Annotated in this window: 23 protein-coding genes and 1 pseudogene; 10 read left to right on the top strand and 14 right to left on the bottom strand. The window is 73.3% G+C overall.

All coding sequences use genetic code 11. The features are described from left to right. Window positions 1-480, bottom strand: a pseudogene (locus BGP03_RS30740) (alcohol dehydrogenase); the annotation flags it as partial. Continuing rightward, the gene (locus tag BGP03_RS30735; protein ID WP_298798693.1) at window positions 444-1,013 is read right to left on the bottom strand and encodes an alcohol dehydrogenase catalytic domain-containing protein; all 570 of its coding nucleotides are present in this window, start codon (window positions 1,011-1,013) and stop codon (window positions 444-446) included. The pseudogene BGP03_RS30740 and the gene BGP03_RS30735, both read right to left, overlap by 37 nt. Before the next feature lie 17 nt (window positions 1,014-1,030). Between BGP03_RS30735 and BGP03_RS30730 the strand changes: the two genes are divergently transcribed. The 4 genes from BGP03_RS30730 (at window position 1,031) to BGP03_RS30715 (ending at window position 6,789) form a co-directional block, all read left to right on the top strand. Beyond that, window positions 1,031-2,728, top strand: a complete 1,698-nt coding sequence (locus tag BGP03_RS30730; protein ID WP_298798691.1) for an IlvD/Edd family dehydratase — start codon at window positions 1,031-1,033, stop codon at window positions 2,726-2,728. 121 nt (window positions 2,729-2,849) lie between these two features. Continuing rightward, complete coding sequence (locus BGP03_RS30725) at window positions 2,850-5,204, top strand: phosphoketolase family protein (protein WP_298798689.1); 2,355 nt, start codon at window positions 2,850-2,852, stop codon at window positions 5,202-5,204. Next, window positions 5,201-6,268, top strand: coding sequence for an acetate/propionate family kinase (locus BGP03_RS30720; RefSeq protein ID WP_296374156.1), 1,068 nt, complete (start codon window positions 5,201-5,203; stop codon window positions 6,266-6,268). Before BGP03_RS30725 ends, BGP03_RS30720 begins: the two co-directional genes overlap by 4 nt. Before the next feature lie 5 nt (window positions 6,269-6,273). Continuing rightward, window positions 6,274-6,789, top strand: coding sequence for a VOC family protein (locus BGP03_RS30715; protein ID WP_296374157.1), 516 nt, complete (start codon window positions 6,274-6,276; stop codon window positions 6,787-6,789). On the opposite strand, the gene BGP03_RS30710 is transcribed toward BGP03_RS30715, so the two are convergent. Both BGP03_RS30710 and BGP03_RS30705 read right to left on the bottom strand, forming a co-directional pair. Next, a complete protein-coding gene (locus BGP03_RS30710) occupies window positions 6,743-7,504 on the bottom strand; it encodes a GNAT family N-acetyltransferase (RefSeq protein WP_298798686.1) in 762 nt (253 codons plus the stop codon). The genes BGP03_RS30715 and BGP03_RS30710 overlap by 47 nt on opposite strands. Window positions 7,505-7,509: 5 nt before the next feature. Further along, window positions 7,510-7,842, bottom strand: coding sequence for a hypothetical protein (locus tag BGP03_RS30705; RefSeq protein WP_296374162.1), 333 nt, complete (start codon window positions 7,840-7,842; stop codon window positions 7,510-7,512). 324 nt (window positions 7,843-8,166) lie between these two features. Between BGP03_RS30705 and BGP03_RS30700 the strand changes: the two genes are divergently transcribed. Next, on the top strand, window positions 8,167-8,457 hold the full coding sequence (locus BGP03_RS30700; protein ID WP_296374163.1) for a hypothetical protein: 291 nt from the start codon (window positions 8,167-8,169) through the stop codon (window positions 8,455-8,457). Between the two features lie 81 nt (window positions 8,458-8,538). Continuing rightward, window positions 8,539-9,807, top strand: coding sequence for an HNH endonuclease signature motif containing protein (locus BGP03_RS30695; RefSeq protein ID WP_298798684.1), 1,269 nt, complete (start codon window positions 8,539-8,541; stop codon window positions 9,805-9,807). 132 nt (window positions 9,808-9,939) lie between these two features. Here BGP03_RS30695 and BGP03_RS30690 read toward each other — a convergent pair whose 3' ends face one another. The 3 genes from BGP03_RS30690 to BGP03_RS30680 all read right to left on the bottom strand — a co-directional run bounded on the left by BGP03_RS30690 (window position 9,940) and on the right by BGP03_RS30680 (window position 12,291). After that, window positions 9,940-10,368, bottom strand: a complete 429-nt coding sequence (locus BGP03_RS30690) for an SRPBCC family protein (RefSeq protein WP_296374167.1) — start codon at window positions 10,366-10,368, stop codon at window positions 9,940-9,942. Window positions 10,369-10,830: 462 nt separating this feature from the next. Continuing rightward, window positions 10,831-11,997 carry an acyl-CoA dehydrogenase family protein gene (locus BGP03_RS30685; RefSeq protein WP_298798682.1) on the bottom strand — a complete coding sequence of 389 codons (1,167 nt, stop codon included), beginning with the start codon at window positions 11,995-11,997 and terminating at the stop codon, window positions 10,831-10,833. Window positions 11,998-12,081: 84 nt separating this feature from the next. Next, a complete protein-coding gene (locus tag BGP03_RS30680) occupies window positions 12,082-12,291 on the bottom strand; it encodes a hypothetical protein (protein WP_296374175.1) in 210 nt (69 codons plus the stop codon). Here BGP03_RS30680 and BGP03_RS30675 point away from each other — a divergent pair. Next, complete coding sequence (locus BGP03_RS30675) at window positions 12,278-12,994, top strand: FCD domain-containing protein (protein ID WP_296374178.1); 717 nt, start codon at window positions 12,278-12,280, stop codon at window positions 12,992-12,994. The genes BGP03_RS30680 and BGP03_RS30675 overlap by 14 nt on opposite strands. A 27-nt stretch (window positions 12,995-13,021) precedes the next feature. On the opposite strand, the gene BGP03_RS30670 is transcribed toward BGP03_RS30675, so the two are convergent. From BGP03_RS30670 to BGP03_RS30655, 4 genes are all read right to left on the bottom strand, one after another. Beyond that, entirely contained in the window at window positions 13,022-13,639 is a 618-nt protein-coding gene (locus tag BGP03_RS30670; protein ID WP_296374180.1) for a TetR/AcrR family transcriptional regulator, read from the bottom strand. Next, a complete protein-coding gene (locus BGP03_RS30665; protein ID WP_298798679.1) occupies window positions 13,633-14,874 on the bottom strand; it encodes a cytochrome P450 in 1,242 nt (413 codons plus the stop codon). Before BGP03_RS30665 ends, BGP03_RS30670 begins: the two co-directional genes overlap by 7 nt. Window positions 14,875-14,937: 63 nt before the next feature. Further along, window positions 14,938-16,281, bottom strand: a complete 1,344-nt coding sequence (locus tag BGP03_RS30660; RefSeq protein WP_298798677.1) for a gluconolaconase — start codon at window positions 16,279-16,281, stop codon at window positions 14,938-14,940. A 56-nt stretch (window positions 16,282-16,337) separates the two neighbouring features. Continuing rightward, on the bottom strand, window positions 16,338-17,069 hold the full coding sequence (locus BGP03_RS30655; protein ID WP_298798732.1) for a dienelactone hydrolase family protein: 732 nt from the start codon (window positions 17,067-17,069) through the stop codon (window positions 16,338-16,340). 194 nt (window positions 17,070-17,263) lie between these two features. Between BGP03_RS30655 and BGP03_RS30650 the strand changes: the two genes are divergently transcribed. Next, window positions 17,264-17,620, top strand: coding sequence for a hypothetical protein (locus BGP03_RS30650; protein ID WP_298798675.1), 357 nt, complete (start codon window positions 17,264-17,266; stop codon window positions 17,618-17,620). Between the two features lie 218 nt (window positions 17,621-17,838). Here BGP03_RS30650 and BGP03_RS30645 read toward each other — a convergent pair whose 3' ends face one another. The 3 genes from BGP03_RS30645 to BGP03_RS30635 are packed head-to-tail and all read right to left on the bottom strand — an operon-like array spanning window position 17,839 to window position 21,952. Further along, the gene (locus tag BGP03_RS30645; protein WP_296374184.1) at window positions 17,839-18,456 is read right to left on the bottom strand and encodes a hypothetical protein; all 618 of its coding nucleotides are present in this window, start codon (window positions 18,454-18,456) and stop codon (window positions 17,839-17,841) included. A gap of 9 nt (window positions 18,457-18,465) precedes the next feature. Then, window positions 18,466-18,939 (bottom strand): large conductance mechanosensitive channel protein MscL, encoded by a 474-nt coding sequence (gene mscL, locus BGP03_RS30640; protein WP_296374186.1) that lies wholly within the window; start codon window positions 18,937-18,939, stop codon window positions 18,466-18,468. Between the two features lie 22 nt (window positions 18,940-18,961). After that, a complete protein-coding gene (locus BGP03_RS30635) occupies window positions 18,962-21,952 on the bottom strand; it encodes a glycoside hydrolase family 38 C-terminal domain-containing protein (RefSeq protein WP_296374188.1) in 2,991 nt (996 codons plus the stop codon). 651 nt (window positions 21,953-22,603) lie between these two features. Here BGP03_RS30635 and BGP03_RS30630 point away from each other — a divergent pair. Both BGP03_RS30630 and BGP03_RS30625 read left to right on the top strand, forming a co-directional pair. Then, entirely contained in the window at window positions 22,604-24,778 is a 2,175-nt protein-coding gene (locus tag BGP03_RS30630; RefSeq protein ID WP_296374190.1) for a DEAD/DEAH box helicase, read from the top strand. An 18-nt stretch (window positions 24,779-24,796) separates the two neighbouring features. After that, window positions 24,797-25,081, top strand: a complete 285-nt coding sequence (locus BGP03_RS30625; protein ID WP_296374192.1) for an antibiotic biosynthesis monooxygenase — start codon at window positions 24,797-24,799, stop codon at window positions 25,079-25,081. The last annotated feature ends 22 nt before the right edge of the window (window positions 25,082-25,103 follow it).

The following is a 25,103-nucleotide window of genomic DNA, read 5'->3' as shown; positions in this document are numbered from 1 at the left end:
GACGTGGACCTTCGGTCCGGGTCCGGCGTCGGCGGGCCGCTCCCCCGCCAGCACGGCGCCGACCTGGTCGAGGCCGACGGTGGCGGCGACGAGCGGGCGGGGGTCGACGTCGCCGGCGGCGTAGGCGCGGATCGTGGCGGCGAGGCCGGGTGACGCCGAGAGGATCCCGACCGCGGTGACGTCCTTGAGCGCCAGGATCCGGGTGTCGATCGTGCTGGGGCTGCCGGCCAGCCCGATGTAGACGACGCGGCCGGACGGCTCCACCAGGTCCAGTGCGCGGGCCGGCAGCGTCGCGGCGTTGGAGGCGTCGACCACCGCGTCGAAGGGCACGTCGGGCAGGGTGTCCGCGGTCCAGGCGTTCGCGAACCCCAGCCCGCGGACGACGTCGAGGGCGAGGCCGAGCACGTGCACCTCCGCGCCGGCGGCCCGCACGAACATGGCCGTCAGGAGTCCGATCGTGCCGGGGCCGAGCACGAGCACCCGGCCCCCGGCCGCGCCTCGGCCGCCCGCGCCGCCCGTAACGCGTTGCCACCCGGCTCGACCAGCGCTCCGAGCACGGCGTCCACGGAGTCGGGCAGCGCGTGCAGCGACGTCGCCGGCACGGCGAGCCGCTCGGCGAGCGCGCCGTCGCGGCCGCCGCGGATGCCGACCTCCTGCCGCTGCCCGCACACGTGCTGGTGACCGCGCCGGCAGCGCCGGCAGGTGCCGTCGCCGAGCATCGTGTCGCCCGTGACGCGCCGCCCGACCCAGCCCGCGTCGACGCCCGCACCCACCGCGGAGACGGTGCCCGCCCACTCGTGGCCCAGGCGCATCGGGAAGTGCGCGTGTCCCTGGTGCAGGTAGGCCATCTCACCGGTGAAGAACTCGACGTCGGTGCCGCACACGCCCACCCGCTCGACGTCCACGACGACCTCGCCCGGCCCGGCGACGGGCACGGGCACCTCGGCCACGGCGCACTCGCCGGGCCCGACGAGGACCGCGGCCCGCATGGTGGTGGCGGAGGTGGGGCCCATGGGGCCATTGTGTCGAGGTGGAGCTCCGCAGCACTCACTGGTACGCAGGCGAGGACCGCAACGCCTACATCCACCGGGCCTGGATGCGCCGCGGCCTGCCCGGCGACGCGTTCACCGGACGTCCGCAGATCGCGATCGCCAACACCGCCTCGGACCTGACCCCGTGCAACGCGCACCTCACCGAGGTCGCCGCGTCGGTGCGCAACGGCGTCTACGAGGCGGGCGGCATCCCCCTCGAACTGCCCGTGGTGTCGCTCGGCGAGACCAACGTGCGCCCCACCGCGATGCTCTGGCGCAACATGGCCGCGATGGCCACCGAGGAGATGCTCCGGGCCAACCCGATCGACGCCGTCGTGCTGCTCGGTGGGTGCGACAAGACCATCCCGTCGCTGCTCATGGCGGCCGCCTCGGTCGACATCCCCGCCGTCGTGGTCCCGGGCGGGCCGATGCTCACCGGCACCTTCCGGGGCACCCCGCTGGGCTGCGGCACCGACGTGTGGCGGCTGTCGGAGGAGGTCCGGGCCGGCACCCTCACCCAGGAGGCGTTCTCCCGCTCCGAGTCGTCCATGATCCGCAGCCGCGGGCACTGCAACACCATGGGCACCGCCTCCACCATGGGCCTGGTCGCCGAGGCCCTGGGCACGGTGATCCCCGGCGTCGCCGGCACCCCCGCGCCCGACAGCCGGCTGCTCGAGGCCGCGCACGGCACCGGACGGCTGATCGTCGAGATGCTCGCCGCCGACCGGCGCCCCAGCACCTTCCTGACGAAGGCCTCCTTCCACAACGCGATCGTCGCGCTCGCCGCCATCGGCGGCTCCACCAACGCCGTGGTCCACCTGCTCGCGATCGCCGGACGCCTCGGGATCGAGCTGGGGGTGGACGACTTCGACCGGATCGGCTCCCGCGTGCCGGTGCTCGTGGACCTGCAGCCCGCGGGCCGGTTCCTCATGGAGGACCTGCACCGCGCGGGCGGGCTCCTCGCCGTGCTGCGCGAGGTCCGCGACCTCCTGGATCCGACCGCGCTGACCGTGACGGGGAAGCCCCTGGTCGACCACCTCGACGACACCCCGATCTTCGACACCGAGGTCATCCGGCCCCGCACCGCGCCGCTGGTGGCCGAGGGCGGCATCGCGGTCCTGCGCGGCAACCTCGCCCCCGACGGCGCCCTGATCAAGCCCGCGGCCGCGTCGCCGCACCTGCTGCAGCACCGCGGCCGGGCGATGGTCTTCGACTCCATCGAGGACTTCCACGCCCGCATCGACGACCCCGACCTCGACGTGGACGCCGACTCGGTGCTGGTGCTGCGCGGCTGCGGACCGAAGGGCTACCCCGGGATGCCCGAGGTGTCGAACATGCCGCTGCCCCGCAAGCTGCTGGAGCAGGGCGTGCGCGACATGGTGCGGGTCTGCGACGGCCGCATGAGCGGCACCGCCTACGGCACCGTCGTCCTGCACGTCGCCCCCGAGGCCGCCGCCGGTGGACCGCTGGCCCGCGTGCGCACCGGCGACGTCATCGTCCTCGACGTCGCCGCCCGCCGCATCGATGTCGAGACCGACGACCTCGACGCCCGCACGCCGAGCACCGCGGGCTTCGCGAACCCGCGCCGCGGCTGGGAACGGCTCTACGTCGACCACGTCCAGCAGGCCGACACCGGAGCCGACCTCGACTTCCTCGTCGGCTCCAGCGGGTCCGAGGTGGGCCGCGAATCACACTGAGCGGGCCCCGACCCGGGACCTTGGCCCGTAGCGGCGCCGCGACCCCTCCCCGGACGATGCGGCGGAGTCACCGTCCGGCCCGTTCCCGCGGCGCCGGCCCGCCCGCTGCCCGAGGAGCCCCGTGGCCCACCCCGTCCGCGCCCGTCCGGACCTGGCCCTGATCGACGCCTACTGGCGCGCGGCCAACTACCTGTCCGTCGGCCAGATCTACCTGCTCGACAACCCGCTGCTGCGCGAGCCGCTGCTCGCCGAGCACGTCAAGCCGCGGTTGCTGGGCCACTGGGGTACCACGCCCGGGCTGAACCTGCTCTACGCCCACATGAACCGGTGCATCGCCGAACGCGACCTGGACGCGATCTACGTGACCGGCCCCGGCCACGGCGGGCCCGGGCTGGTGGCCAACGCCTACCTGGAGGGCACCTACAGCGAGGTGTACGCCGCCATCGGCCGTGACGAGGACGGGATGCGCGCGCTGTTCCGGCAGTTCTCCTTCCCCGGTGGCATCCCCAGCCACGTCGCGCCGGAGACGCCGGGCTCCATCCACGAGGGCGGCGAGCTCGGCTACGCGCTGCTGCACGCCTACGGCGCCGTGCTCGACAACCCGGACCTGGTGGCGCTGTGCGTCGTCGGCGACGGGGAGGCCGAGACCGGTCCGATGGCGGCGAGCTGGCACTCCGACAAGTTCCTCAACCCGGCCACCGACGGCGTCGTGCTCCCGGTGCTGCACCTCAACGGCTGGAAGATCGCCAACCCGACGGTGCTCGCCCGCATCCCCGAGCCCGAACTCGTGCAGCTCATGCGCGGCTACGGCTACGCGCCGCACATCGTGGCGGGTGACGACCCGGCGGCCGTCCACGAGGACCTCGCCGCCACCCTGGACGCGGTGCTCGACGACATCGCGGAGATCCAGGCCGCCGCCCGCAGTGGCCGGAGCAGCGCCCGCCCGGCCTGGCCGATGATCGTGCTGCGCACCCCGAAGGGCTGGACCGGCCCGAGGACCGTCGACGGGCTGCCCGTCGAGGGGACCTGGCGCTCCCACCAGGTGCCACTGGCCGAGACCCGGACGAACGCCGGGCACCGCGCGCAGCTCGAGAAGTGGATGCGCAGCTACCGCCCCGAGGAGCTGTTCGACACGACCGGGCGCCTGGTCCCGGAGCTCGCGGCCCTGGCCCCGACGGGCCCGCGCCGGATGAGCGCCAACCCGCACACCAACGGCGGCCTGCTGCTGCGCGACCTCGCGATGCCCCCGTTCCGCGACCACGCCGTCACCGTGGAGCGGCCGGGGATCGCCTCCAGCAGCGCCACCGGCGTGCTCGGAGGCTTCCTGCGCGACGTCATCACCGCCAACCCCGACCGGTTCCGCCTGATGGGCCCCGACGAGACCGCGTCCAACCGGCTGCAGGCGGTGTTCGAGACCACCGAGCGGGCCTGGGAGGGCGAGATCCGGCCCGGCGACGACCACCTCGCCCCCGCCGGCCGCGTGATGGAGGTGCTCTCGGAGCACCTGTGCCAGGGCTGGCTGGAGGGCTACCTGCTCACCGGGCGCCACGGCCTGTTCACCAGCTACGAGGCGTTCATCCACATCGTCGACTCGATGGTCAACCAGCACGCCAAGTGGCTCAAGACCACCAACCACATCCCGTGGCGCGCCCCGATCGCCTCGCTGAACTACCTGCTCTCCAGCCACGTCTGGCGCCAGGACCACAACGGGCTGTCCCACCAGGACCCCGGCTTCATCGACCACGTCGTCAACAAGAAGGCCGCCGTGGTGCGCGTCTACCTGCCGCCGGACACCAACACGCTGCTCTCGGTGGCCGACCACTGCCTGCGCAGCCGGCAGTACATCAACGTGATCGTGGCCGGGAAGCAGCCCGCACTGACCTACCTGACGATGGACGAGGCGGTGGCCCACTGCACCCGCGGGCTGGGCATCTGGCCGTGGGCGGGCACGACCGACGGCGAGCCCGACGTCGTGCTGGCCTGCGCCGGTGACGTGCCCACCCTGGAGATCCTCGCCGCGGCCAGCCTGCTGCGGGAGCACCTGCCGGCCCTGAAGGTGCGCGTGGTGAACGTCGTGGACCTGATGCGGCTCGAACCCGAGAGCGAGCACCCGCACGGGCTGTCGGACCGCGACTTCGACGCCCTGTTCACCGCCGACAAGCCGGTGCTGTTCGCCTACCACGGCTACCCGACGCTGATCCACCGCCTGACCTACCGGCGTACCAACCACCACAACATCCACGTGCGCGGCTTCAAGGAGGAGGGCACCACCACGACCCCGTTCGACATGGTGATGATGAACGACCTCGACCGGTTCCACCTGGTCATGGACGTGATCGACCGCGTCCCGGCACTGGGCAGCAGCGCCGCGGTGCTGCGCCAGCAGATGGCCGACGCCCGGCTCTCCGCCCGCGCGTACACCCGCGAGCACGGCGAGGACGACCCCGGGATCGCCGGCTGGACCTGGACCGCATGACGACGGTGCTCGTGGTCAACGCCGGGTCGTCGAGCCTGAAGCTGCGGCTGCTCGACGGGGCCGACGCCCTGGTCCGCCACGCCGACCTGGCCCCGGACGACGACCTCGCCGCGCTGCTGGGCCACTGGCCGGTGCCCGACGTGGTGGGCCACCGGGTGGTGCACGGCGGCACGCGGTTCACCGGGCCCGTCGTCGTCGACGCGGGTGTGCGTGCCGAGCTGGAGGAGCTCACCGATCTGGCCCCGCTGCACCAGCCGAAGAGCCTCGCCGCGCTCGACGCCGTCACCGCGCTGCTGCCCGGGGTCCATGCGGTGGCGTGCTTCGACACCGCGTTCCACGCGACGATCCCGGCCGCCGCCTCGACGTACGCGGTGCCGCGGGAGTGGCGGGAGCGCTGGGCGATCCGCCGCTTCGGCTTCCACGGCCTGTCGCACGCCTGGTGCGCGGTGCGGGCGGCGGAGCTGGTGGGCCGGCCCGTCGAGGACCTGCGGATGGTCACCTGCCACCTGGGTGCCGGGGCGTCGCTGGCGGCGGTGCGGGGTGGGCGCAGCGTCGACACGACCATGGGGTTCACACCGCTGGACGGGCTGGTGATGGCCACGCGGTCGGGGTCGGTCGACCCGGGGCTGGTGCTGTGGCTCGAGGAGCACGAGCATCTCACCCCGCACGAGGTGGCGACGGCGCTGGAACGGCGCTCGGGCCTGCTGGCCCTGGCCGGCACCGCGGACATGCGCCAGGTGGAGACCCGCGACGACCCCGACTCCGTCCTCGCCCGCGCCGTCGTGCACCACCGGCTCGTGGGCGCCGTAGCGGCCATGGCGGCGGCCACCGGCGGGCTCGACGTGCTGGCGTTCACCGGCGGGGTCGGCGAGCACTCACCCGGCGTGCGCGGCCGGGCCGCGGCGGGACTCGGGTTCCTCGGGGTGTGCGTCGACGACGCGCGCAACGCGGGCGCGACGGGCGACACCGAGATCACCGCTCCGGGCGCCGCGGTGCGGACCGTCGTCGTCGAATCGCGGGAGGACCTGCAGATCGCGCGCCTCACCCGGCCGCTCGTAGGCTGAGGCCCATGGACAAGGCATCGTTGATCAGCGAGGACGAGCGGAAGACCCTGACCGAGGCCCGCGACCGGATCCGGGCCGAGTTCCTCTTCTCCCACGACCACCGCCCGCCCACCACCGGGCGCGGCATCCACCACACGGCGCTGATCTGCCGCGACGTGGAGACCACCGTGGAGTGGTACCAGAACGTCGCCGGTTTCCCGGTCACCGTGCTGTTCGAGAACCGGGACCTCGCGGGGTCCACGCACTTCTTCTTCGACGTCGGCAACGGCAACTGCCTGGCGTTCTTCGACCTGCCCGGCGTCGAGCCGCAGCCGTACGCGGAGGTGCTGGGCGGCCTGCACCACCTCGCGATCTCGGTGCCCGAGCAGCAGTGGCACGAGATCCGCGCCCGGCTCGACGATCGCAAGATCGAGTACTTCGTGCACTCCGAGGTGTCGATCTACACCCAGGACCCCGACGGCGCACGCATCGAGTTCATCCACGACCCGCTGGGCGAGATGTACGGCGAGCCGACGGTCTGATCGGCAGTCGAACTGCACCAGCGGCACAACCGGTGCTCGTCGTCGACGGGACGGTGGCCGGGGTGTGGGAGCAGGCCGAGACGCTCACGGTGCACCCCTCCGGACCACTGCCGGCCGCGGTCCGCCGCGCCGTCGAACGGGTCGCGCCTGCGACCAGCGCGCGGAACAGCCCGCGGCCCCGCCACTCGGGCAGCGTTCCGCCGCCCCACAGGCCGGCGAAGTCGGTGCCCGCGCAGAACTCCACGCGCCCGGCCGACACGGCACGGTCACCCGCCACCGCGACCACGGCCGCCACGGTCGAGCGCCTGGCGAGAACCGATCGGCCCACCACCGAGTGGTCGCCGCCGAACACCGCGTCGTGAACGGACACGAGCGCGGCGGCCCCGCGGGCGTCGACGACCTCCACCAGGTCGACGCCCGCGGGCGGCGGCACATCCAGCGCGAGATCGGCGATCTCGGCCACGAGCAGGGTCTCGGCGGGTTCCGGCCTGAACCCGGCGGCGACGAGCCGGTCGGGAAGGTCCGCCGGCTCGTCGTGGGAGTAGTGCTTCCACTCCCACGACCCCGTCCCGGCGAACCGGCGGACCTGTTCGGCGATGGCCGCGTCGGCGGTGTCGGCGGACAGGTCGCTCCAGGTCACCCCGCGCCACCCGTCCTCGACGGTCCCGCGCCGTACCTGCTCGTCGTAGGCCGCGAGCACCGCCTGCGGATCCACGGACGTCAGCCCGCGGAGACTCCCGCGCCCCGGACGGCCAGCGGCGCGCCTGCCAGGTCCTCCTCGTTGCAGAGCAGCTTGACCTCGTAGTACGGGGCACCGTCGCTGTCGTCGTAGTCGAGATGGACCGCGATCACGTCGAGCGGCTCACCCAGCCACGTCTGCGCCTCACGCAGCCAGGCGGCAGACCGTTCGAGCGCCGTGGGCAGGTCGTCGTCGCGGAACTGGACGGGGCGGTAGGGAACCTGCTGCACCTCGTCGCGGGTGTGCGAGGGCCGTGGGAGGTCCACGGCCAGCCCGGCGTCGTCGAGGCTCAGATGGACAGTCTCTTCACTCACCCGAACAGAGTGGCGTGGCCTCCCGGAGTGGGCAAGCCCGGCCCCTCGCCTCACCGCTATCGTTGGTCTTACGGCCGTAAGGTCAGACCGATTGCCGGGAGTGACGACCGACCCACGCCGCGCAGCCCGACGAGTTCACCGAGGTCGTCTACGAGGTCGAGAACGGCCTCGCGACCATCACGATCAACCGGCCGGACCGCTACAACGACTTCCGCGTCCGCACCGTCGACGAGCTCGTCCGGTCCTCCGCGTACGCCTGGGCCGACGACCAGATCGGCACGATCTGCCTCACTGGCGCCGGGGGAAGGCACGCCAATCGGCACGATGCGGCACGGCGTCCTCGGGCCGCGCTACGCCTACGACGGCCTGACGGACCCGGTCTTCCGGTCGCAGGTGGTCGCACTGCTCCGCGGCGAGGTGCTCCCGCAGGCGCAGTCGGCGTCCGACAGCGTCGACCGCGAGGTGCGCGTCGCGATCGCACCCGGCGCCACCGCCGTGGAGCTGGTGCGCAGGCTCGACGCCGTTGCCGAACCCGACCTCCCCGGGGCCGTGTCGGCACCCTGGCGCGATCCGGACGGGGTGCAGAAGCGGAGCGTGGTCCTGCGCGCCCGCTGAGGAGTGCCGGCGTCGGCAGAAGGCCCTCCGACCTCGACGAACGGCACACATACGAACGTCTGTTCGAGTAGAATCGGAGGCATGTCGACCAGCCGCCTCGCACCCGCGAGCCGCCTCCTCACCGAGGCGGTCGACGCCCTCGGGGCGGCTGCCGAATCCGATACCGAACTACTCGCGGCGCTCACCGTCGGTGAGGGCGCGCGACGCCGGCTCGACCGCCTCACCGTCCACGCCGTCGCCACCCTGCAGCGCCGAGGCGCGTTCGGGGAGCGCGGCTACAGAACCGCTGCCGCCGCACTCACCGATCTCCTGAGCTGTGACTGGGCCGAGGCACGCCGGTTCGTCATCGCCGCCGATCAGGTCTGCGACCGCGTCGGCATCGACGGAGCGGCCCTGCCACCCCTACTGCCGGCCACCGCGGCGATGTTCGAGGACGGTAGGGCGAGCACGCGGCACGTGGAGGTCGTCGCGAAGGTGCTCGGCACCGACGCCGCCGGGCGGCTCTCACCGTCGACGTGGGCGGAGGCCGAGACCGTTCTCGCCGCCCGGATCCCGGACCTCACGCCGTCGCACCTGCTCGCCGTCGGCACGGCCTTGATCGACGCCCTCGACGAGGACGGTGCCGAACCCGACGACCGCCCGCGCCCGTCGGTGAACGAGCTCCACATCCGCCGCCACCGCGGCGCACCCGGCGGGAAGATCACGGGCCGGTTCGACGACGCCGCGCTGTTCGACGCTGTCGCCACCGCCATCGACGCCCGCTCCACGCCGGTCACCGGCGACGACGAACGCACGGCGCCCCAACGTCAGACGGAGGCACTCGCCGACATCTGCACCCAGGTGCTGACCCACGGCGACGTGCCCGAGTGCGGCGGCCGCCGGCCACACCTGAGCGTGATCATCCGACTGGAGGATCTCGAGACCCGGGCCCGGTCGGCCACGCTCGACTTCGGCGGTACCGTCTCCCCCGAGTCCCTGCGGATGCTCGCGTGCGACGCCGGCGTCGTCCCGATCGTGATGAACGGCCGGGGCCAGCCGCTCGACGTGGGCCGCCTGACAAGGGTGGTCCCGGAGGGCATCCGCCGGGCTGTGGCGGCCCGCGACCGCGGCTGCGCCCGCTGCGGGCGGCCGCCGTCCTGGTGCGAGATCCACCACGTGCTCCCCTGGGAGAACGACGGCGAGACGTCGGTGGAGAACTGCGTGATGCTCTGCCGCGTCTGCCACCGGCTGATGCACCACAGCGAATGGCAGGTGCGGATCACCGACGGTCGCCCGGAGTTCATACCGCCCGGCTGGATCGACCCGGACCGAAGACCCCGATTGCGCCCCTTCTTCCTCGGCGCCGCCTGATCACGCCTCGTTCGCGCGCCGCAGGATCTCCTGGATGAGGTCGGTCTTGGCGTCAGCGTAGGCGTTCATGTCCGGCCAGTCCCGCCGCACCCAGTCACTGCCCACCCGCCGATCAGCTCCACCCCGGCAGTGTCACACCTCGACGGGCTTGCCCAGCTCCCGCTGGATGCCGGTGACCGTCTGGTTGCCCAGCTTCTCGAACTCCAGCTGCATCACAGGTGCCCCGAGCTTGGCCATGCCGTGCAGCTCGACCGTGGCGTCGTAGGTGATCTCCGACCCCGAGCCGTCCGGGCGGACGGTGATGATGTCGTGGGCGGTCGCGGTCTTGTTCTCGCCGACGAGCTCGATGCGCTCGTCGTCGCGGTGCTCGAGGCGGTAGTCGAGCTCGGTCTCGACGCCCAGGATCTTCGACGTGTTGTGCCACACCGCCCCGACCTGCACCGGGCCGCTGTCGGTGCGGGTGCAGGACACGGTGCCCGGGTCCCAGGCGGTGGCGTTGGCGAAGTCGGAGAGGTACTCGAGTGCCTTCTGGGGCGGGGTGGTCACGGTGAAGGTGCGCACGACGTGGACCATCAGGCCACCGGTCCGTTCGTTGTGGACGTCATGCTCTGCCGGTTAGCCGGTGGGCGGGGTTTCAAACACGGGGGCGTCGATCTCGCGACGGAACACCTCATCCGCGTCGACACCCATCGACGCGACGTTGCCGGCCCAGCTCCTGCTCGTCAACGGCTCGATCACGGCACCGGTCGACCGCACCGTCCCGCTCTCGGAGGCCGCGGCCGCGTTGCGCCATGCCGAGGGGGGCGGCCTGTCCGCACGACGTCGTACCGCTCCCGCATGCGCGCGGTCCACGGGCCACCGTGGAGCTCGCTGATCTTCACCGGCGGGTTCATCGGCACGTGGCCGCGGTGCTCGGCCCACCGGCCGGCACCACGTCGTGGGCGCCCGACGCGATCGGCGCCGAGCCCATCTCGATGGCGGCCGGGCGGACCCGCAGCGCCGGTCGAGCGAGAAGGCGTTCGCCTAGTAGCTCCTCGGCAGGCCGAGGACGTGCGAGCCCAGGTAGTTGAGGACCATCTCCTGCGGCAGTGGCGCGATCTTCAGCAGCCGCGCCTCGCGGAAGTAGCGGGCCACGTTGTACTCCTCGGAGTACCCCATCCCGCCGTGCGTCTGCAGGGCCCGGTCGGCCGCCTCGAAGCCGGCGTCGGCGCACAGGTACTTGGCCGTGTTGGCCTCACGTCCACACGGTCGGCCCTGGTCGTAGAGCCAGGTGGCCTTGCGCAGCATCAGCTCGGCGGCGTCGAGGCGGGCGAGGGAATCGGCCAGCGGGAACTGCAGTCCCTGGTTCATGCCGATCGGGCGGCCGAACACCTCGCGCTCGTTGCCGTACCTGACCGCGGTGTCCAGCGCGACCCGGCCCAGCCCGAGCGCCTCGGCGGCGATGAGCATCCGCTCGGGGTTGAGGCCGTCGAGGATGTAGCGGAAGCCCTGGCCCTCCTCGCCGACGCGATCCTCCACGGGGATGCGCAGGTCGTCGATGAACAGCTCGTTGGACGAGACGGCGTTGCGGCCCATCTTCGCGATCGGGCGGATGTCGACGTGCGCGCGGTCGAGGTCGGTGAGGAACAGCGTCATGCCGTCGGTCTTCTTCGCGCTGTCGGAGAACGTCGTGGTGCGCGTCAGCAGCAGGATCTTCTCCGACTCCTGCGCCTTGGAGATCCACACCTTGCGCCCGTTGACGATGTAGGAGTCCCCCACGCGCTTCGCGAACGTGGTGATCTTCGTGGTGTCCAGGCCCGCGCCCGGCTCGGTGACCCCGAAGCAGACGTGCAGGCTGCCGTCGACGATGCGCGGCAGCGTGCGCTGCTTGAGCTCCTGCGAGCCGTGCAGGATCACCGGGTGCATGCCGAAGATCGACATGTGGATCGAGCTGGCCGCGTTCATGCCCCCGCCCGAGCGCGACACCTCCTCCAGGATGATCGACGCCTCGGTGATGCCGAGCCCGTGGCCGCCGTACTCCTCCGGGGTGGTGACGCCGAGCCAGCCGCCCGACGCGAGCGTGTCGTAGAACTCGGTGGGGAACTCGTGCGCCCGGTCCTTCTCCATCCAGTACCTGTCGTCGAACGTCCCCGCGAGCTCGGCCACCGCCTTGCGGATGGTCACCTGGTCGTCCGTCAGCTCGAAGTCCACGGGTCCACCGTAACAAAGGACTGACCAAATCACACCAGGTGCAACGCCTCCGCGATGCGCTCCAGCCGATGGTGCCGTGGATGGTCAGCCGAGCGCGTCCCCCACCGGGACCAGCAGCCGGCGGGCGCGGTCGGCGAGCCCACCACCGCGACCGTCCAGGTCCTCGGGCTGCTCCTCGGACAGTTCCCACCGCCCGGAACGCTCCCTGCTACTTTGGGTCGGACCTTTGGACCAGAGGAGCAGCATGACGGCGGACAGATCGGCGATCAGGCTCTCGCCGATGGAGGTGCCCAAGGCCTCCGACGTACTCGCGAACGAGCTGCGCGAGCGCATCCTCTCCGGCGACTTCCCCGAGGGCACGCCGCTGCCGCCCGAGCGCGAGCTCGTGGTGCAGACCAGGATGAGCCGCACCACCGTGCGCGAGGCGCTGCGCGTCCTCGAGGTCCAGGGCCTGATCCGCATCAAGGCCGGCCGGGCCGGCGGCGCGTTCGTGCAGCAGCCGGGCGAGGAGTCGGTGGCCAACTCCCTGGAGCTGCTCATCCGCGGCCGCCAGATCCGGCTCGCCTCGGTGCACGAGACCCGCGAGGCCATCGAGCCCACCTGCGCCCGGCTCGCCGCGATCAACCGCATGCCCGGCGACCTGGCGCGCCTCGACGCGGCCGACGTCGCCATCGCCGGGAGCGGCAGCCTCGAGGCCTTCCTGCAGGCCAACCTCGACTGGCACATCGGCGTGGCCACGGCCGGCCACAACGAGATCCTGACCGGCATCATGATCGCGCTGTCGCGCGCCATCTACACCGTGACCCACAACGAGGGCTTCGTGAACGACGAGGTCCGCGCCATCACGGTCCGCGCGCACCGGTCCGTCACCCGGGCCATCCGGGAGAAGGACCCCGACGCCGCGGTCCGCCGGATGACCCGCCACGTGCACGCCTACGCCGCCGCGGCGCTCGCGGTGGAGGAGCGCACCGCCATCACCGTCCCCCCGGTCGAGTAGCAGGGTCATCCGCGCGGCAGCCCGCAGTCAGGCTCCGCCCGGGGCCAGCAGCATCCCGGTGGTCGCATCCACGAGCGCGTCGCCCACCGCCGCCCAGGACGGCGGGTGGGGGGAGCAGCCCACGGCGAGGGCCCGTTCCCGCTCCGCGCACGTGTGCACGATGGCGTAGAGGGCCATCTCGCCGCGGATCGCCATCGCCGACGCCGACACCCCGGCCGGGGACGCCGCCGCGACGGCCGCGAGGACGTCGCGCATCACCTCCGACGAGCCGGCCTGCCAGAGCAGGTGCTCGCGCAGCGTCGGGTCCGCGATGACGTGGGCCGCGAACCGCGCGTACCAGCTCGGGACGCCGATCTCGTCGAGGTGCTCGGTGAGCGGGCGCACGAGGCACTCCACGTGGTGGCGCAGGTCGTCGGCGCCGGCGCGCTCCCGCATCTCCCGGCGGCGCCGGTCCATCGGCTCGAAGTGCCGCGCGAGGACCGCGCGCACCACATCGCCGCGGTCACCGATGTGGTACCCCACGGCCGAGTTGTTGGCCTGCCCGGCGGCCTCGGCGATCCGGCGCTGCGTGGCCCCGGCCAGCCCGTGCTGCGCGACGAGGCGCTCGGCGGCGTCGAGCAGCCGCTCCCGCGTGCCGGTCACCATCGCACGGGTACCTCCTCGATGCCCCCGACGATGAGCCCCTGCCGGCTGCGCAGCTCGCCCGGCTCCACCGCCAGCTCGAGCGAGGGCAGCCGCTCGAGCAGGGTGGCCAGCACGGTCTGCAGCTCGACGCGGGCCAGCGCCTGGCCGATGCACGAGTGCGGGCCCGCCCCGAAGGCGAGGTGCGGGTTGGGCGCGCGGCGCAGGTCCATGTCGTCGGCGCCGGTGAACGCGCGCTCGTCGCGGTTGGCCGACGCCATGCTGGAGACGACCGTGGTGCCGGCCGGGATCGTCGTGCCGCCCAGCTCGATCTCCTCGGAGACGTAGCGCGGCATCCCGAAACCCGGGTTGGCGTCGAAGCGCAGCGCCTCCTCCACCGCGGAGCGCACCAGCGAGGGGTCGGCCACCAGCGCCTCCCACCGCTCACGCCGCGACAGCAGCATGCCCAGCATCTTGCCGATCATGTTGGCGGTGGTCTCGTGGCCGGCGATGAGCAGCCCCTGACCGGTGACCACGAGCTCCGTCTCGGACATGCTGCCGTCCTGGGCGTCGACGGCCGCCGCGAGCTCGGAGAGCAGGTCGTTGCCGGGGTTCGCCCGCTTGGCCTGCACGTGGGCCACCATGTAGGCGGAGAACTCCTTGCCCGCGGCGTCCACCTCCGCCTGGTCGTACCGGCTCAGGTTGAGCATGGTGTCCGACCAGTGGGCGAAGCGGGCCTGGTCCTCACGCGGCACGCCGATCAGCTCGCAGATGACCGCCACCGGCAGCGGGAAGCCCAGCGCCGCACCGATGTTCGCGGGGGCACCGGACTCCACCATCGCGTCGATCAGCTCGTTCGCGATCTCCTCGATGCGCGGCCTGAGCTCCATCACCCGCTTGACCGTGAACGCCCGGCCGACCAGGCGCCGCCACCGCGTGTGGCCCGGGCCGCCCATCATGGATCCGGCCGCGTCGTCGTCGGTCTCCTCCGACCTCCGCCGGCTGAAGACGCCGCCGTCGTCGGTGGTGGAGACCTTCGCCGCGTCGTCGGCCACGAGGTCGCGGGTGAACCGCGGGTCCGACAGCAGCGCCCGGACGTCCTCGTAGCGGGTGACGAGCAGCGTCTCGTCACCGCTCGCCATGCGGACCGTCGCGACCGGGCAGTGGTCGCGCAGCTCGGCCCACTCGGGCGGCGGCTCCAGCGCGGTCGGGTTGGCGAACGGGTAGAGCGGAGCCGGAGTGGCACTGTCGGAGGACATGCGCCTACGTTAAGACAGTCGCTTGAACGCACTACCGTGAACCTGGATGCCCGGCGGCCGCGGTCACGGCCTGGTAGGCACCAGCCGGTAGACCGCGCCTGCCTGGTCGTCGGTGATGTAGACCGCGCCGTCCGGGCCCGCCACGGCGGCGACCGGACGGCCCCACCGGGAGCCATCGGCCGCCTGGAACCCGCCGACCAGGGTCTGCTGCCGGCCGAGCCCTCCGTTCTCCCACGGGAAGAACGACACCTCGGGCGCGCGGGGCGGAGAGGCGTTCCAGGACCCGTGCACGCCGACGAGCGCGCCCCGGGCGTACGCACCGGGCAGCGTGCCGTCGACGAACGACAGGCCCAGCGGCGCCGAGTGCCCGCCGAGCGTCTCCTCCACCGGGGGCAGCGTGGCGCAGTCGAGCTTGCCACCGCCCGGGTTGAGCTGCACGTCGTTCGTGAACGCGACGTCGCTCGGGTTCTGGGCACTGCCCGCGACGCCGGGCTGAACGTCGGGGTCCGGGTTGCAGTAGGGCCAGCCCAGGTTGCGGCCGGGGGTCAGCTTCGCCAGCGCCTCGGCCGGGTGGTCGCGGACGTAGGCCGCGATCACCTTCCCGAACGAGGACCCCGACGTCTCGCCGTACGGACGGTCGAACGGGTAGGCGACGTTGTCGCGGTTGTTGACCGCCGTCCACACGGCGCCGTCCGGCGCGACGGCCAGGCCCGTGCCGTTGCGGACACCGACCGCGTACGGCTCGGGCGCACCGCCGCCGGGCGGGATCCGGAGGATCGACGCGCGGGGCGGGCTGGCCGTGAGGTCGCCGACCGAGACGTTGCCGGTGGAGCCGACGGAGACGTAGACCGCACCGTCCCGGCCGACGGCCACGCTCTTGAGCGCGTGTGCGTAGGCGCCGCGCAGGTCCGGGCTCTTCGCGTCGGGCAGGCCGGTGACGACGGGCCGCGGCGCGGTGGCCGCACCGGACGCGTACGCGTAGGCGTCCACCCGGTCGCTCTGGGCGACGTAGAGCGTCGACCCGGCGAACGTGAGCCCGTGCGGCTGGTCGAGCCCGGACAGCAGCACCGAGGTGGTGGCGGCGCCGCGGCCGTCGGGCACGAGCCGCAGCACCGAGCCCTGCGCGGGCACGGAGACCAGCAGCGACCCGTCCGGCGCGAACGCGGCGAGCCGGGCCGAGGGCACCCGTGCGAACACCGACATCGTCCATCCCGGCGGGACGAGCGTCCGGCGGGGCTGGTCGAAGGGAGCGGCGGCCATCGCGGCCGGGACGTTCACGCTGACCGGCACCAGGTCCACGGGCGCGGCGGCGGTGGGCGCCGCGGCCACGGGGGCGGCGGAGGGGGTCGAGCCTGCAGCGAGGACCGCCACGAGCGCGACCACCACCAGCGTGCGCAGTGACGTCATACCAGGCAGGCCTCCGGATCGGATCGAGGCCTCCAGTCTCGCGCGGCGGGCGGCCCTCAGCGACCGGACAGGAACGACACCGCCTCGTCGAGGGCGAGGTCGGTGAGCGCGGGATCGTGGCGCGCACCCACGTCGCGCATGAACGCGTGCTCACCACCGGCGTAGACGTGCAGTTCGAGGTCGGTCAGGCCCGCGGCGTACAGGGCCGAGACCACCTGCAACCGGGCGTCCGGGGGCACGTGCGGGTCTCGTGACCCGAACACGACCATCAGCCGGCCACCGATGTCCGCGGCGCGCGCCAGCGATCCCGCGTCGGCATCCGCGCCGAGCGCCCCGTCCTGCAGGCCCGTCGGGTAGAAGCACACCGTCGCCTCCACCCGCGGGTCCAGCGCCGCGCGGAACGCCAGGTGGCCACCGATGCAGAATCCCGCCGCGAACAGCCGCTCGACGTCGGCGCGGCCCTGCAGGTGGTCGAGCACGGCCACCCGGTCGGCGTCGAACTGCGCGGTGGTGGTGGCCGCGGCACCCGCCAGGCCCGCCTTCTTCCCCGCGTCGTCGAACTCCAGTGCCACCCCGGCCAGCTCGCCGTGCGGGTAGGTCTCCGGCACGCACACCAGGAACCCGGCCGACGCGAGCCGTCGGGCGCTGCGCAACGTCGACTCCGCGAGCTGGAAGATGTCGGTGTAGAGCAGTACAGCGGGCCACGGGCCGCCGGCCGTCGGGCTGATCAGCACCGTGCGGATGTCGCCGTCCGGTGCGGGGACGCGCAGTCGCTCCTCGTGCAGCATCACAGCGCGCAATCTAGGCCGAGCCGCGGACGGCCGGCGCGGTGGGGAGCTCCACCGGCTCAACGGTCTCGCGCCCACCCATCGGGCTGCTCGCCGACCGCCCCGTCGCGCGCACCCCCGTCGCCGCCGGCGACGCGTGGTCGTGCACCTCCGGGGTTGATCCTGACGCGACGTCAGGTCCTACCGTCGCGCCCATGACGGAGGACGACGTGATCGCGCTGGTGAGATCGCTGCCCGGGGCCCGGGCCGACACGGTCGGCGAGGGCAGTGGGGCACCGGAGATCGCGTGGGGCGACACGTTCGCCTACGTCGATCCGGAGGACCGCCGGCATCTCGAGCGGTGGTTCCCTCCGTGCCCGCCCGACCGGCACCGCGAGATCGCCGCCGCGTACCTCGGCTCCGATGACGGCGACTCCGACGGCGACTCGGCGTGGGAGGACATCGCCCCGGGCTACACGCGCTACGTCGCCGACGCGATCATGGCGAACTCCCGCCGGCAGGAGGACCCCTCTTCCGCCGCCGCCCCATCGTCGCCCAGAGTTGGTCCGTGACCCGTGTGACGCTGGAGGCCTTCCGGCCGAGCCGTCGCGTCACCCACCGCGACGAGTCCCGTCGTCCGGCCGCGTAGTGCGACCACCCTCCATCCCGGCCGCCCCGCGGCCGCGGCGTGCACCGATCCGGCGCACGACAAGGAGGACTCCGACCGTCGCAACCTCACGCTGACATCCGCATCGTGCCCCGGCCGCAGGACGCGTGAGCTGATCCGCGCTCAGCCCGCCGCCGCCCGCCCCGCCGTGAAGAACGCGGCGACGGCGGCGGCGTCGGGCAGCTCCGCGGCACCGCGGAGGGCGCCGAACGCGGCGTTCCAGAACGGGCCCTCGCGCAGCGTCCACGGTCCGACGTAGGCGTAGGGCTCCTGGTGGCCGGTGTCGCCGGGCGAGACGCCGTAGTTGACCTCGTCGACGGTGACCGCGAGGTCGAAGTGCTCGGGCCAGATCACGGGTTCGGTGCTCGCCCCGGCGAACGCACGCAGGCCGGCGTCACCGCGGTCGAACCAGTCGGCCAGCACCCCGGCCGCCCCCGGGTCGACGGTGAGCTCCTCGCCATCCGCCCAGTCGGCGTGGTCGCCGTAGAGCCCCTCGGGCACACCCGCCGCCAGGCCTGCCGCGGCCGCCACCTCGGCGATCGTCCCGGCCAGCGGCACGCGGTGCTCACCGACGACCAGGTCGGTGCCGTCCACCCGCACCGGGCCCTGCACCTGCGCCAACCCGCCCGGGGACGCGCGCAGGCGGATGGTGCCGCGCTCCCGGTACTGCGGACCGGCCAGCAGGTGCTCGGCCACCGCGTGCAGCGACCGGCGCGTCGCCACCAGCACGTTCTCGTCCATGCCGTGACGCTAGCGCCCCCGGCGGCCCGCCGGCTCCACCGAGTGGCGCGCGTGCGCCGGGAACGCGTCCGTCGTGGTGGCGGACGGCCCCGCACCTCCCGACACCACGACCAGCTCGCGCAGCAGGTCGCGGATCTCGGTGAGCACCTCGGCGTCGGTGGGTCGGCTGTCGCCCACGTCCTCACCGCGGCGCCGGCGCTCCTGCAGCCACTTCAGCGGGTAGACCACGAGGAAGTAGATGACCGCCGCGGTGAGCACGAACGTGATCACCGAGTTGATGAAGGTGGCGTAGTCGAACTGCACGTCATCGACCACGATCTTCCCGGCGAACTCGCCGCCGCCGGAGAAGAGCTGGATGAGCGGTTTGAGGAACGCGTCGGTGAACGCGGTGACCACGGCGGTGAAGGCCGCACCGACCACCACCGCCACCGCGAGGTCCACGACGTTCCCCCGCAGCAGGAAGTCCTTGAATCCCTTCAGCACGATTCCACGGTAGGCGACGCCCTCAGTCCCTCCGCAGCCGCAGGGTGACGATCTGGAACGGCCGCAGCTCCAGGGCCGCGTCCGGTCCGAGCGCGCGTGACGCCGCGAGCGGGCGTTCCAGCAGGTCGGTCCCGGTCACCTCCGCCGCGTCGAACGCCGTGCGCAGCCGGGTGCGGACGCGGCTGCCGTGGGCCTCGTAGAGCCGCACGACCACATCGCCGCTGCGGTCCTCCGCGAGCTTGACCGCCTCGACGACGACGGCGGGGTCGTCGACGGTCACCAGCGGCTCGACGGGTCCGGCGCCCGCACGCGCGCGGAGCGGCAGGTTGATCCGGTAGCCCTCCCGCACCGCGTCGCCGATCGTCGCGCCGACCACGAGCGCGCAGTGCAGCTCGTGCTCGCCCTGGTCGCTCTCGGGGTCGGGGTAGAGCGGGGCGCGCAGCAACGACAGCCGGACGGTCGTGGTGGTGCCGCCGCCGTCGCGGGTCGTGCGCGTGATGTCGTGGCCGTAGGTGGCGTCGTTGGTCACCGCGGCGCCGTAGCCCGTCTCCGCGACGTGGACGAAGCGGTGCGCGCAGGTCTCGAAGCGCGCCCTGTCCCACGAGGTGTTGGTGTGGATCGGTCGCTGCACGTGCCCGAACTGGATCTCCGAGGAGGCCCGGTCGGCGTGCACGTCGAGGGGGAAGGCCAGCTTGAGCAGCCGCTGCCGCTCGTGCCAGTCCACCTTCGTCGCGACGTCCACCCGGCGCGCGCCAGCGACCAGTGCGAACGTCTGCTCCACCGTGGACGCGCCGAACCGGCGGCGGACCCGCACCTCCGCGCGCTGCGGCGTCGTCTCCACGACGTCCACGGACTCCGCGTCGCGCAGGTCGAGCGCCGAGCGGCGGTAGTGGGCGTCGATGTCCCAGGCGTCCCACTGGTTGGGGGTATCACGGTGCAGCTGCAGCAGGCCGCCGGGGGAGGCGAGCACCTCGCGGTCGGCCTCCAGGTCGCGGACGGAGGAGAGCAGCCCGTCGCCGTCGACGACCACGCGGACGAGTCCGTTGTCGAGCACGATGCCCTCGCCGGTCGTCCGCACGGACGCGCCGCCGGCCACCTCCGGTCGCGCGGCACCGAGCGCCGGCACGCCGTCACGGGCGTGCGGGGCGGCGTTGAAGACCAGCGGCACCTCCCCCGGGCCGGCGAGGGCGGCGAGCGCGTCGGCGATCACGCCCTCCAGCTCTTCCGTGATCTCCGCGTGTGCCTGCTCGGCCTCGCGGTGCACCCAGGCGATCGACGAGCCGGGCAGGATGTCGTGGAACTGCAGCAGCAGGACCCGCTGCCACGCCCGTTCCAGCACGTCGTAGGGGTAGGGCTCGCCGCGCTGCACGTGCGCCGCGGTGGCCCACAGCTCCGCCTCGCGCAGCCGGTGCTCGTTGCGCCGGTTGCCGCGCTTCGTGCGGGCCTGGGAGGTGTAGGTGCCGCGGTGGAACTCCAGGTACAGCTCGCCCGACCAGACCGGCGGGTGCGGGTACTCGGCCTCGGCGGCCCGGAAGAAGTCGGCCGGGCTGCCCAGCTCCACCTGCGGGGAGCCCTCCAGCGACCGCGTCCGACGCGCGGCCGCGAGCATCTCGCGGGTCGGTCCGCCCCCGCCATCGCCCCAGCCGAACGGCACCAGCGACCGCGTCGCGCGGCCGGACTCGGCGTACTGGCGCTGGGCGCGGGCGAGCTCGCCGCCCGAGAGCTCCGCGTTGTAGGTGTCCACCGGCGGGAAGTGCGTGAACAGCCGGGTGCCGTCGATGCCCTCCCACGAGAACGTGTGGTGCGGCATCCGGTTGGTCTCGTTCCAGGACGTCTTCTGGGTGAGGAACCAGCGCGAGCCCGCCGCCGCGGCGATCTGCGGCAGCGCGGCGGAGTAGCCGAAGGAGTCGGGCAGCCAGACGTCGAGCGGCTCGACGCCGAACTCGGCGGCGAAGAACTTCTTGCCCGCCACGAACTGCCGCGCCATCGCCTCGCCGCCGGGCATGTTGGTGTCCGACTCCACCCACATGCCGCCGGCCGGCACGAACCGGCCCTCGGCCACCCGTGCGCGGATCCGCTCGAACAGCTCCGGGTAGGTGTCGCGGATCCACGCGTACTGCTGCGCCGAGGAGCAGGCGAACGTCAGGTCGGGGTCGGTGTCCATCAGCGCCAGCACGCCGGAGAACGTGCGGGCGCACTTGCGCACCGTCTCGCGGGTGGGCCACAGCCAGGCCGAGTCGATGTGGGCGTGCCCGGTGGCGAGCACCCGGTGGGCGCTCGCGTAGGCCGGGCGGGCCAGCACGTCGGCCAGCGCGGCACGGCCGTCCGCGGCGGTGCCGGCGACGTCCCAGGGGTCGACGGCGTCGACCATGTCCTCCAGCGCGCGCAGGATCTCCGCTCGGCGCGGCAGATCGGCGGGCAGCTCGGCCAGCAGGCCCCGCAGCGTCCAGACGTCCTGCTGCAGCTCCCACACCTCGACGTCGAGCGCCGCGGCGTCGATGCCGTGGAACCGGTAGAGCGGCGCGTCACCGGCCGTGGCCGGGTCGCCGGACGGGGTCGGGGCGAAGCTCCAGTGCCCGCCGATGTCGGGGTTCGACGACGCCTCCAACCACAGCTCGACCGGGCCCGGCTCGGCGAGCACCTGTCGGCTGCGCGGGTGCAGGCCCTTCACGATGGTCCCGTCGGGCCGGTAGGCGGTGGCCTCCGCCTGGAAGCCGGGCTGTGCCGTGGTCCAGCCGAGCTCGACGGCGACCTCCGCCGTCACCCCGGGCTCGTTCTCCGGCACCTCGCCCGTGACGTGGAACCACGTGGTCCCCCAGGGGCGTCCCCACTCCTGGCCCCGCGCGACGGGCGTGAACTCCTGGGCGACGGCCGTCGCGAACGGCACGGGCTCCCCCGGCGCCGCCCAGGCCGTGACGGTCAGCGGCGTGCGGCGCCGGTAGACCGCGGGGGTGAGGCGTTCGCGGACGAAGCGCTCCAGGCGCATCTCCACCTGGGCCGAGTCGTCGTGCACGGGCGCTCCTTCGTGGCGGATCGGCTGGCGACCCACCCGCGGCGGGTTCGGGCCCGGCGTGGTCCGGCGGCCCGTCGATCACGCCGCCCAGCGTGCCACGGGCCGATCGTCGGATCAGCGTGTCCACGTCGTTGTGGACGATGTCGTCGATCGCGCTCGGCGATCGCGGCGGCGCAGGTCTTCACCGACCCACGGGACGCCACCATCGCCGGGGCCACCGTCGCGAGGGCCACCGTCGCGAGGGCCACCGTCGCGAGGGCCACCGTCGCGAGGGCCACCGTCCCGACCCGCGCCACGGGCCGCGGGCGAGTTCGACGGCCCGCTCTCCGTCGCCCGGCTCGCCACCTGCGTGCGCCTGCCCTGCCTCGCCACCGTCCCGGCAGCTCATCGACCCCGACCGGCCGCCGGCGTCCCTCGCCGGGCAGCCGGCCGCGACCCTCCACGCACTCGTCCGCCCCTGAGCGAGCCGGCGCCGGCCACCGGGCGCTAGGATGGTCGGGAGATCCGATGTCCACTGCCCGCAGCGGTCGTCGCGACCACCTTCCCGTGTGCGGCCTGTTCGGCCCCGCGGCGGCGATCTCCCCCAGATCCCTGGGCCAGGTCGCATCACCACCGCACCACCGTGCGTGTCGGGCCGCCACAGCGGCCCCGATGCGCATCCAGGAGGAGGAGTACGTGGCTCGACGAGGCCAGCCCCAGTCGAGGGCTCGCCGCAGCGCCCCGCCGGACCGACGGCGCGGCGGCCGCGACCGCGGTGGCGACAGCGGCCCCGTGGACGTCATGTCGGTGATGGCGCGCGCCGTCCGGGAGGTCGAGTCGGCCCTGCGCAACAACCGGATGACGCAGTCGACCCGCACGAAGTTCCAGGTCGTGGCCCTGCTGCTGCGCGAGGAGCGCGCCCGGGTGCGCGCCGAGGCCGGCAGCGACCGCCGCCGCGACGAGCAGCTCAAGCGCCTCGACGGGATCGCCACCACGCTGGCGATGACCGCCGTCCGCGACCAGGGCCTCATGGCCATGCTCGACGACGACGCCGTCGTCTCCGACGAGGCGCGGGCCCTCAAGCGGGAGATGCTGCGCAGCGCCGGGCTCGAACCGGCCACCGAGCCGGAGGTCGAGGAGGCCCCGCCGGTCGAGCTCCCGGCCGCTCCCGCCAAGCCCCGCGTGGTGCCGCAGTCGGTGGTCTCGCGGCAGCTGGCCAACCCCTTCCTGGCCCCCGACTTCTCCGCGGCCCGGCCCAGCGCGCCCCGCCCGACGCCGCTGGCCGGCTGGGAGCTGCTCGGCCCGCTGCTCCGCTCGTTCGAGCGCGCCGGCACCGGTGCGTCGGCGTGCATGACGCTGCCCGCGCCGTCGTTCCAGCGGCCGCGGGGCGACCTGGAGCTGATGCCGCACCAGGCGCAGCTGGTGTCCGCGGCGGCCGCGGGCCACCGCACCTTCCTGCTCGCCGACGAGCCGGGCCTGGGCAAGACGGCCCAGTCGCTGCTGGCCGCGGAGGCCGCAGGGGCCTACCCGCTGCTGGTCGTCGTGCCCAACGTCGTCAAGACGAACTGGGTGCGCGAGGCCGGGCTGTGGACCCCGCGGCGCTCCGCCACCGTGATCCACGGCAACGGCGACTCGGTCGACGGCTTCGCCGACATCGTCGTCGTCAACTACGAGGTGCTCGACCGCCACGTCGGGTGGCTCGGCGACTTCGGCTTCCGCGGGATGGTCGTCGACGAGGCGCACTTCATCAAGAACAAGTCCTCCCAGCGCTCGCAGCACGTCCTGCAGCTCTCGCAGCGCATCCGGTCGTTCACCGCGCGGCCGCTGCTGATGGCGCTCACCGGCACGCCGCTGATCAACGACATCGAGGACTTCCTGGCCATCTGGCAGTTCCTCGGCTGGATCGACGACTCCAAGCCGCTCGTCGAGCTGATGGACGCCCTCACCGAGACGGGCCTGACCCCCGCCGACCCGGGCTTCTACGCCGCGGCCCGGCAGTGCGTCGTGGACATGGGCATCGTCCGCCGTCGCAAGATCGACGTGGCGGCCGACATCCCCGCGCGCCGCATCGCCGACCTCCCCGTCGAGCTGGACGGGGCGGCCGGCCGGTCGATCCGCGCGGCCGAGCGCGACCTCGCCCGCCGGATGGTGGCCCGCTACGAGACGGCGCTGGAGAACCGGCGTTCGGGTGCGGTCGTCGAGGGCATCGACCACGATCTCGTGCGCCAGGTGGCCCGGTGGGAGCAGAAGGACGCGGCCGAGGCCAAGTCCGGCGACAACGTGTTCACCATGATGCGGAAGATCGGCCAGGCCAAGGCCGGCCTCGCCGCCGACTACGCCGCCCAGCTCGCCCGCAGCGCGGGCAAGGTGGTGTTCTTCGCCAAGCACGTCGACGTGATGGACACCGCGGAGGAGACGTTCACGGCTGCGGGCGTGCGGTTCTCGTCGATCCGCGGCGACCAGACGTCCACGGTGCGGCAGCGCAACATCGACGCCTTCGTCAAGGACCCGGACGTCGCCGTCGCGGTCTGCTCGCTGACCGCGGCCGGCGTCGGCATCAACCTGCAGGTCGCCTCCAACATCGTGCTCGCGGAGCTGTCCTGGACGGCGGCGGAGCAGACCCAGGCCATCGACCGCAGCCACCGCATCGGCCAGACCGAGCCCGTCACCGCCTGGCGCATCATCGCCGCGCAGACGATCGACGCCCGGATCGCCGGGCTGATCGACAGCAAGGCGGGCCTGGCCGCCCAGGCCCTCGACGGCTCGGAGGACGAGATGGGCTCGTCGGCCGACATCCAGCTCGAGGCGCTGGTCGCCCTGCTCACCGACGAACTGTCAGGAGCCTGAGCGGTAGGGTCGGTTTTCGTGATCACCATCATCGCGACACTCACGTTCAAGCCCGGCACGGGCGCGCAGTTCGCGGCCGGTTTCCCGGCCACCGCCGCGCGGGTGCTCGCAGCCGAGCCGGGCACGCTGCTCTACAAGCTCGTCAGCCTCCGGGACCGGCCCGACACGTACCGGGTGGTGGAGTTCTACGAGTCGCAGGACGCCGTCGACGTCCACATGGCGAACCTGCGCGCGACCCCCAGCACGCTCGGCGACCTGCTCGCCGAGCGGCCGGTGATCGAGCTCCACGACGACGTCAGCTGACACCGAACGCGGCGGCCGGTCC

This window comes from Pseudonocardia sp. 73-21, from assembly GCF_001899645.1.
In the GTDB taxonomy this organism is placed as follows: Bacteria; Actinomycetota; Actinomycetes; order Mycobacteriales; family Pseudonocardiaceae; genus Pseudonocardia.
The sequence above is the reverse complement of the archived record's forward strand: the minus strand, read 5'-3'. Positions and strand labels throughout refer to the sequence as shown.

Coding starts and splice junctions, on each gene's coding strand:
- BGP03_RS30735 (WP_298798693.1), bottom strand. CDS start 1,013: ATGGGCCCCACCTCCGCCACCACCATGCGGGCCGCGGTCCTCGTCGGG.
- BGP03_RS30720 (WP_296374156.1), top strand. CDS start 5,201: ATGACGACGGTGCTCGTGGTCAACGCCGGGTCGTCGAGCCTGAAGCTG.
- BGP03_RS30715 (WP_296374157.1), top strand. CDS start 6,274: ATGGACAAGGCATCGTTGATCAGCGAGGACGAGCGGAAGACCCTGACC.
- BGP03_RS30700 (WP_296374163.1), top strand. CDS start 8,167: ATGCGGCACGGCGTCCTCGGGCCGCGCTACGCCTACGACGGCCTGACG.
- BGP03_RS30695 (WP_298798684.1), top strand. CDS start 8,539: ATGTCGACCAGCCGCCTCGCACCCGCGAGCCGCCTCCTCACCGAGGCG.
- BGP03_RS30675 (WP_296374178.1), top strand. CDS start 12,278: ATGGAGGTGCCCAAGGCCTCCGACGTACTCGCGAACGAGCTGCGCGAG.
- BGP03_RS30670 (WP_296374180.1), bottom strand. CDS start 13,639: ATGGTGACCGGCACGCGGGAGCGGCTGCTCGACGCCGCCGAGCGCCTC.
- BGP03_RS30665 (WP_298798679.1), bottom strand. CDS start 14,874: ATGTCCTCCGACAGTGCCACTCCGGCTCCGCTCTACCCGTTCGCCAAC.
- BGP03_RS30660 (WP_298798677.1), bottom strand. CDS start 16,281: ATGACGTCACTGCGCACGCTGGTGGTGGTCGCGCTCGTGGCGGTCCTC.
- BGP03_RS30655 (WP_298798732.1), bottom strand. CDS start 17,069: ATGCTGCACGAGGAGCGACTGCGCGTCCCCGCACCGGACGGCGACATC.
- BGP03_RS30650 (WP_298798675.1), top strand. CDS start 17,264: ATGACGGAGGACGACGTGATCGCGCTGGTGAGATCGCTGCCCGGGGCC.
- BGP03_RS30645 (WP_296374184.1), bottom strand. CDS start 18,456: ATGGACGAGAACGTGCTGGTGGCGACGCGCCGGTCGCTGCACGCGGTG.
- BGP03_RS30630 (WP_296374190.1), top strand. CDS start 22,604: ATGCGCATCCAGGAGGAGGAGTACGTGGCTCGACGAGGCCAGCCCCAG.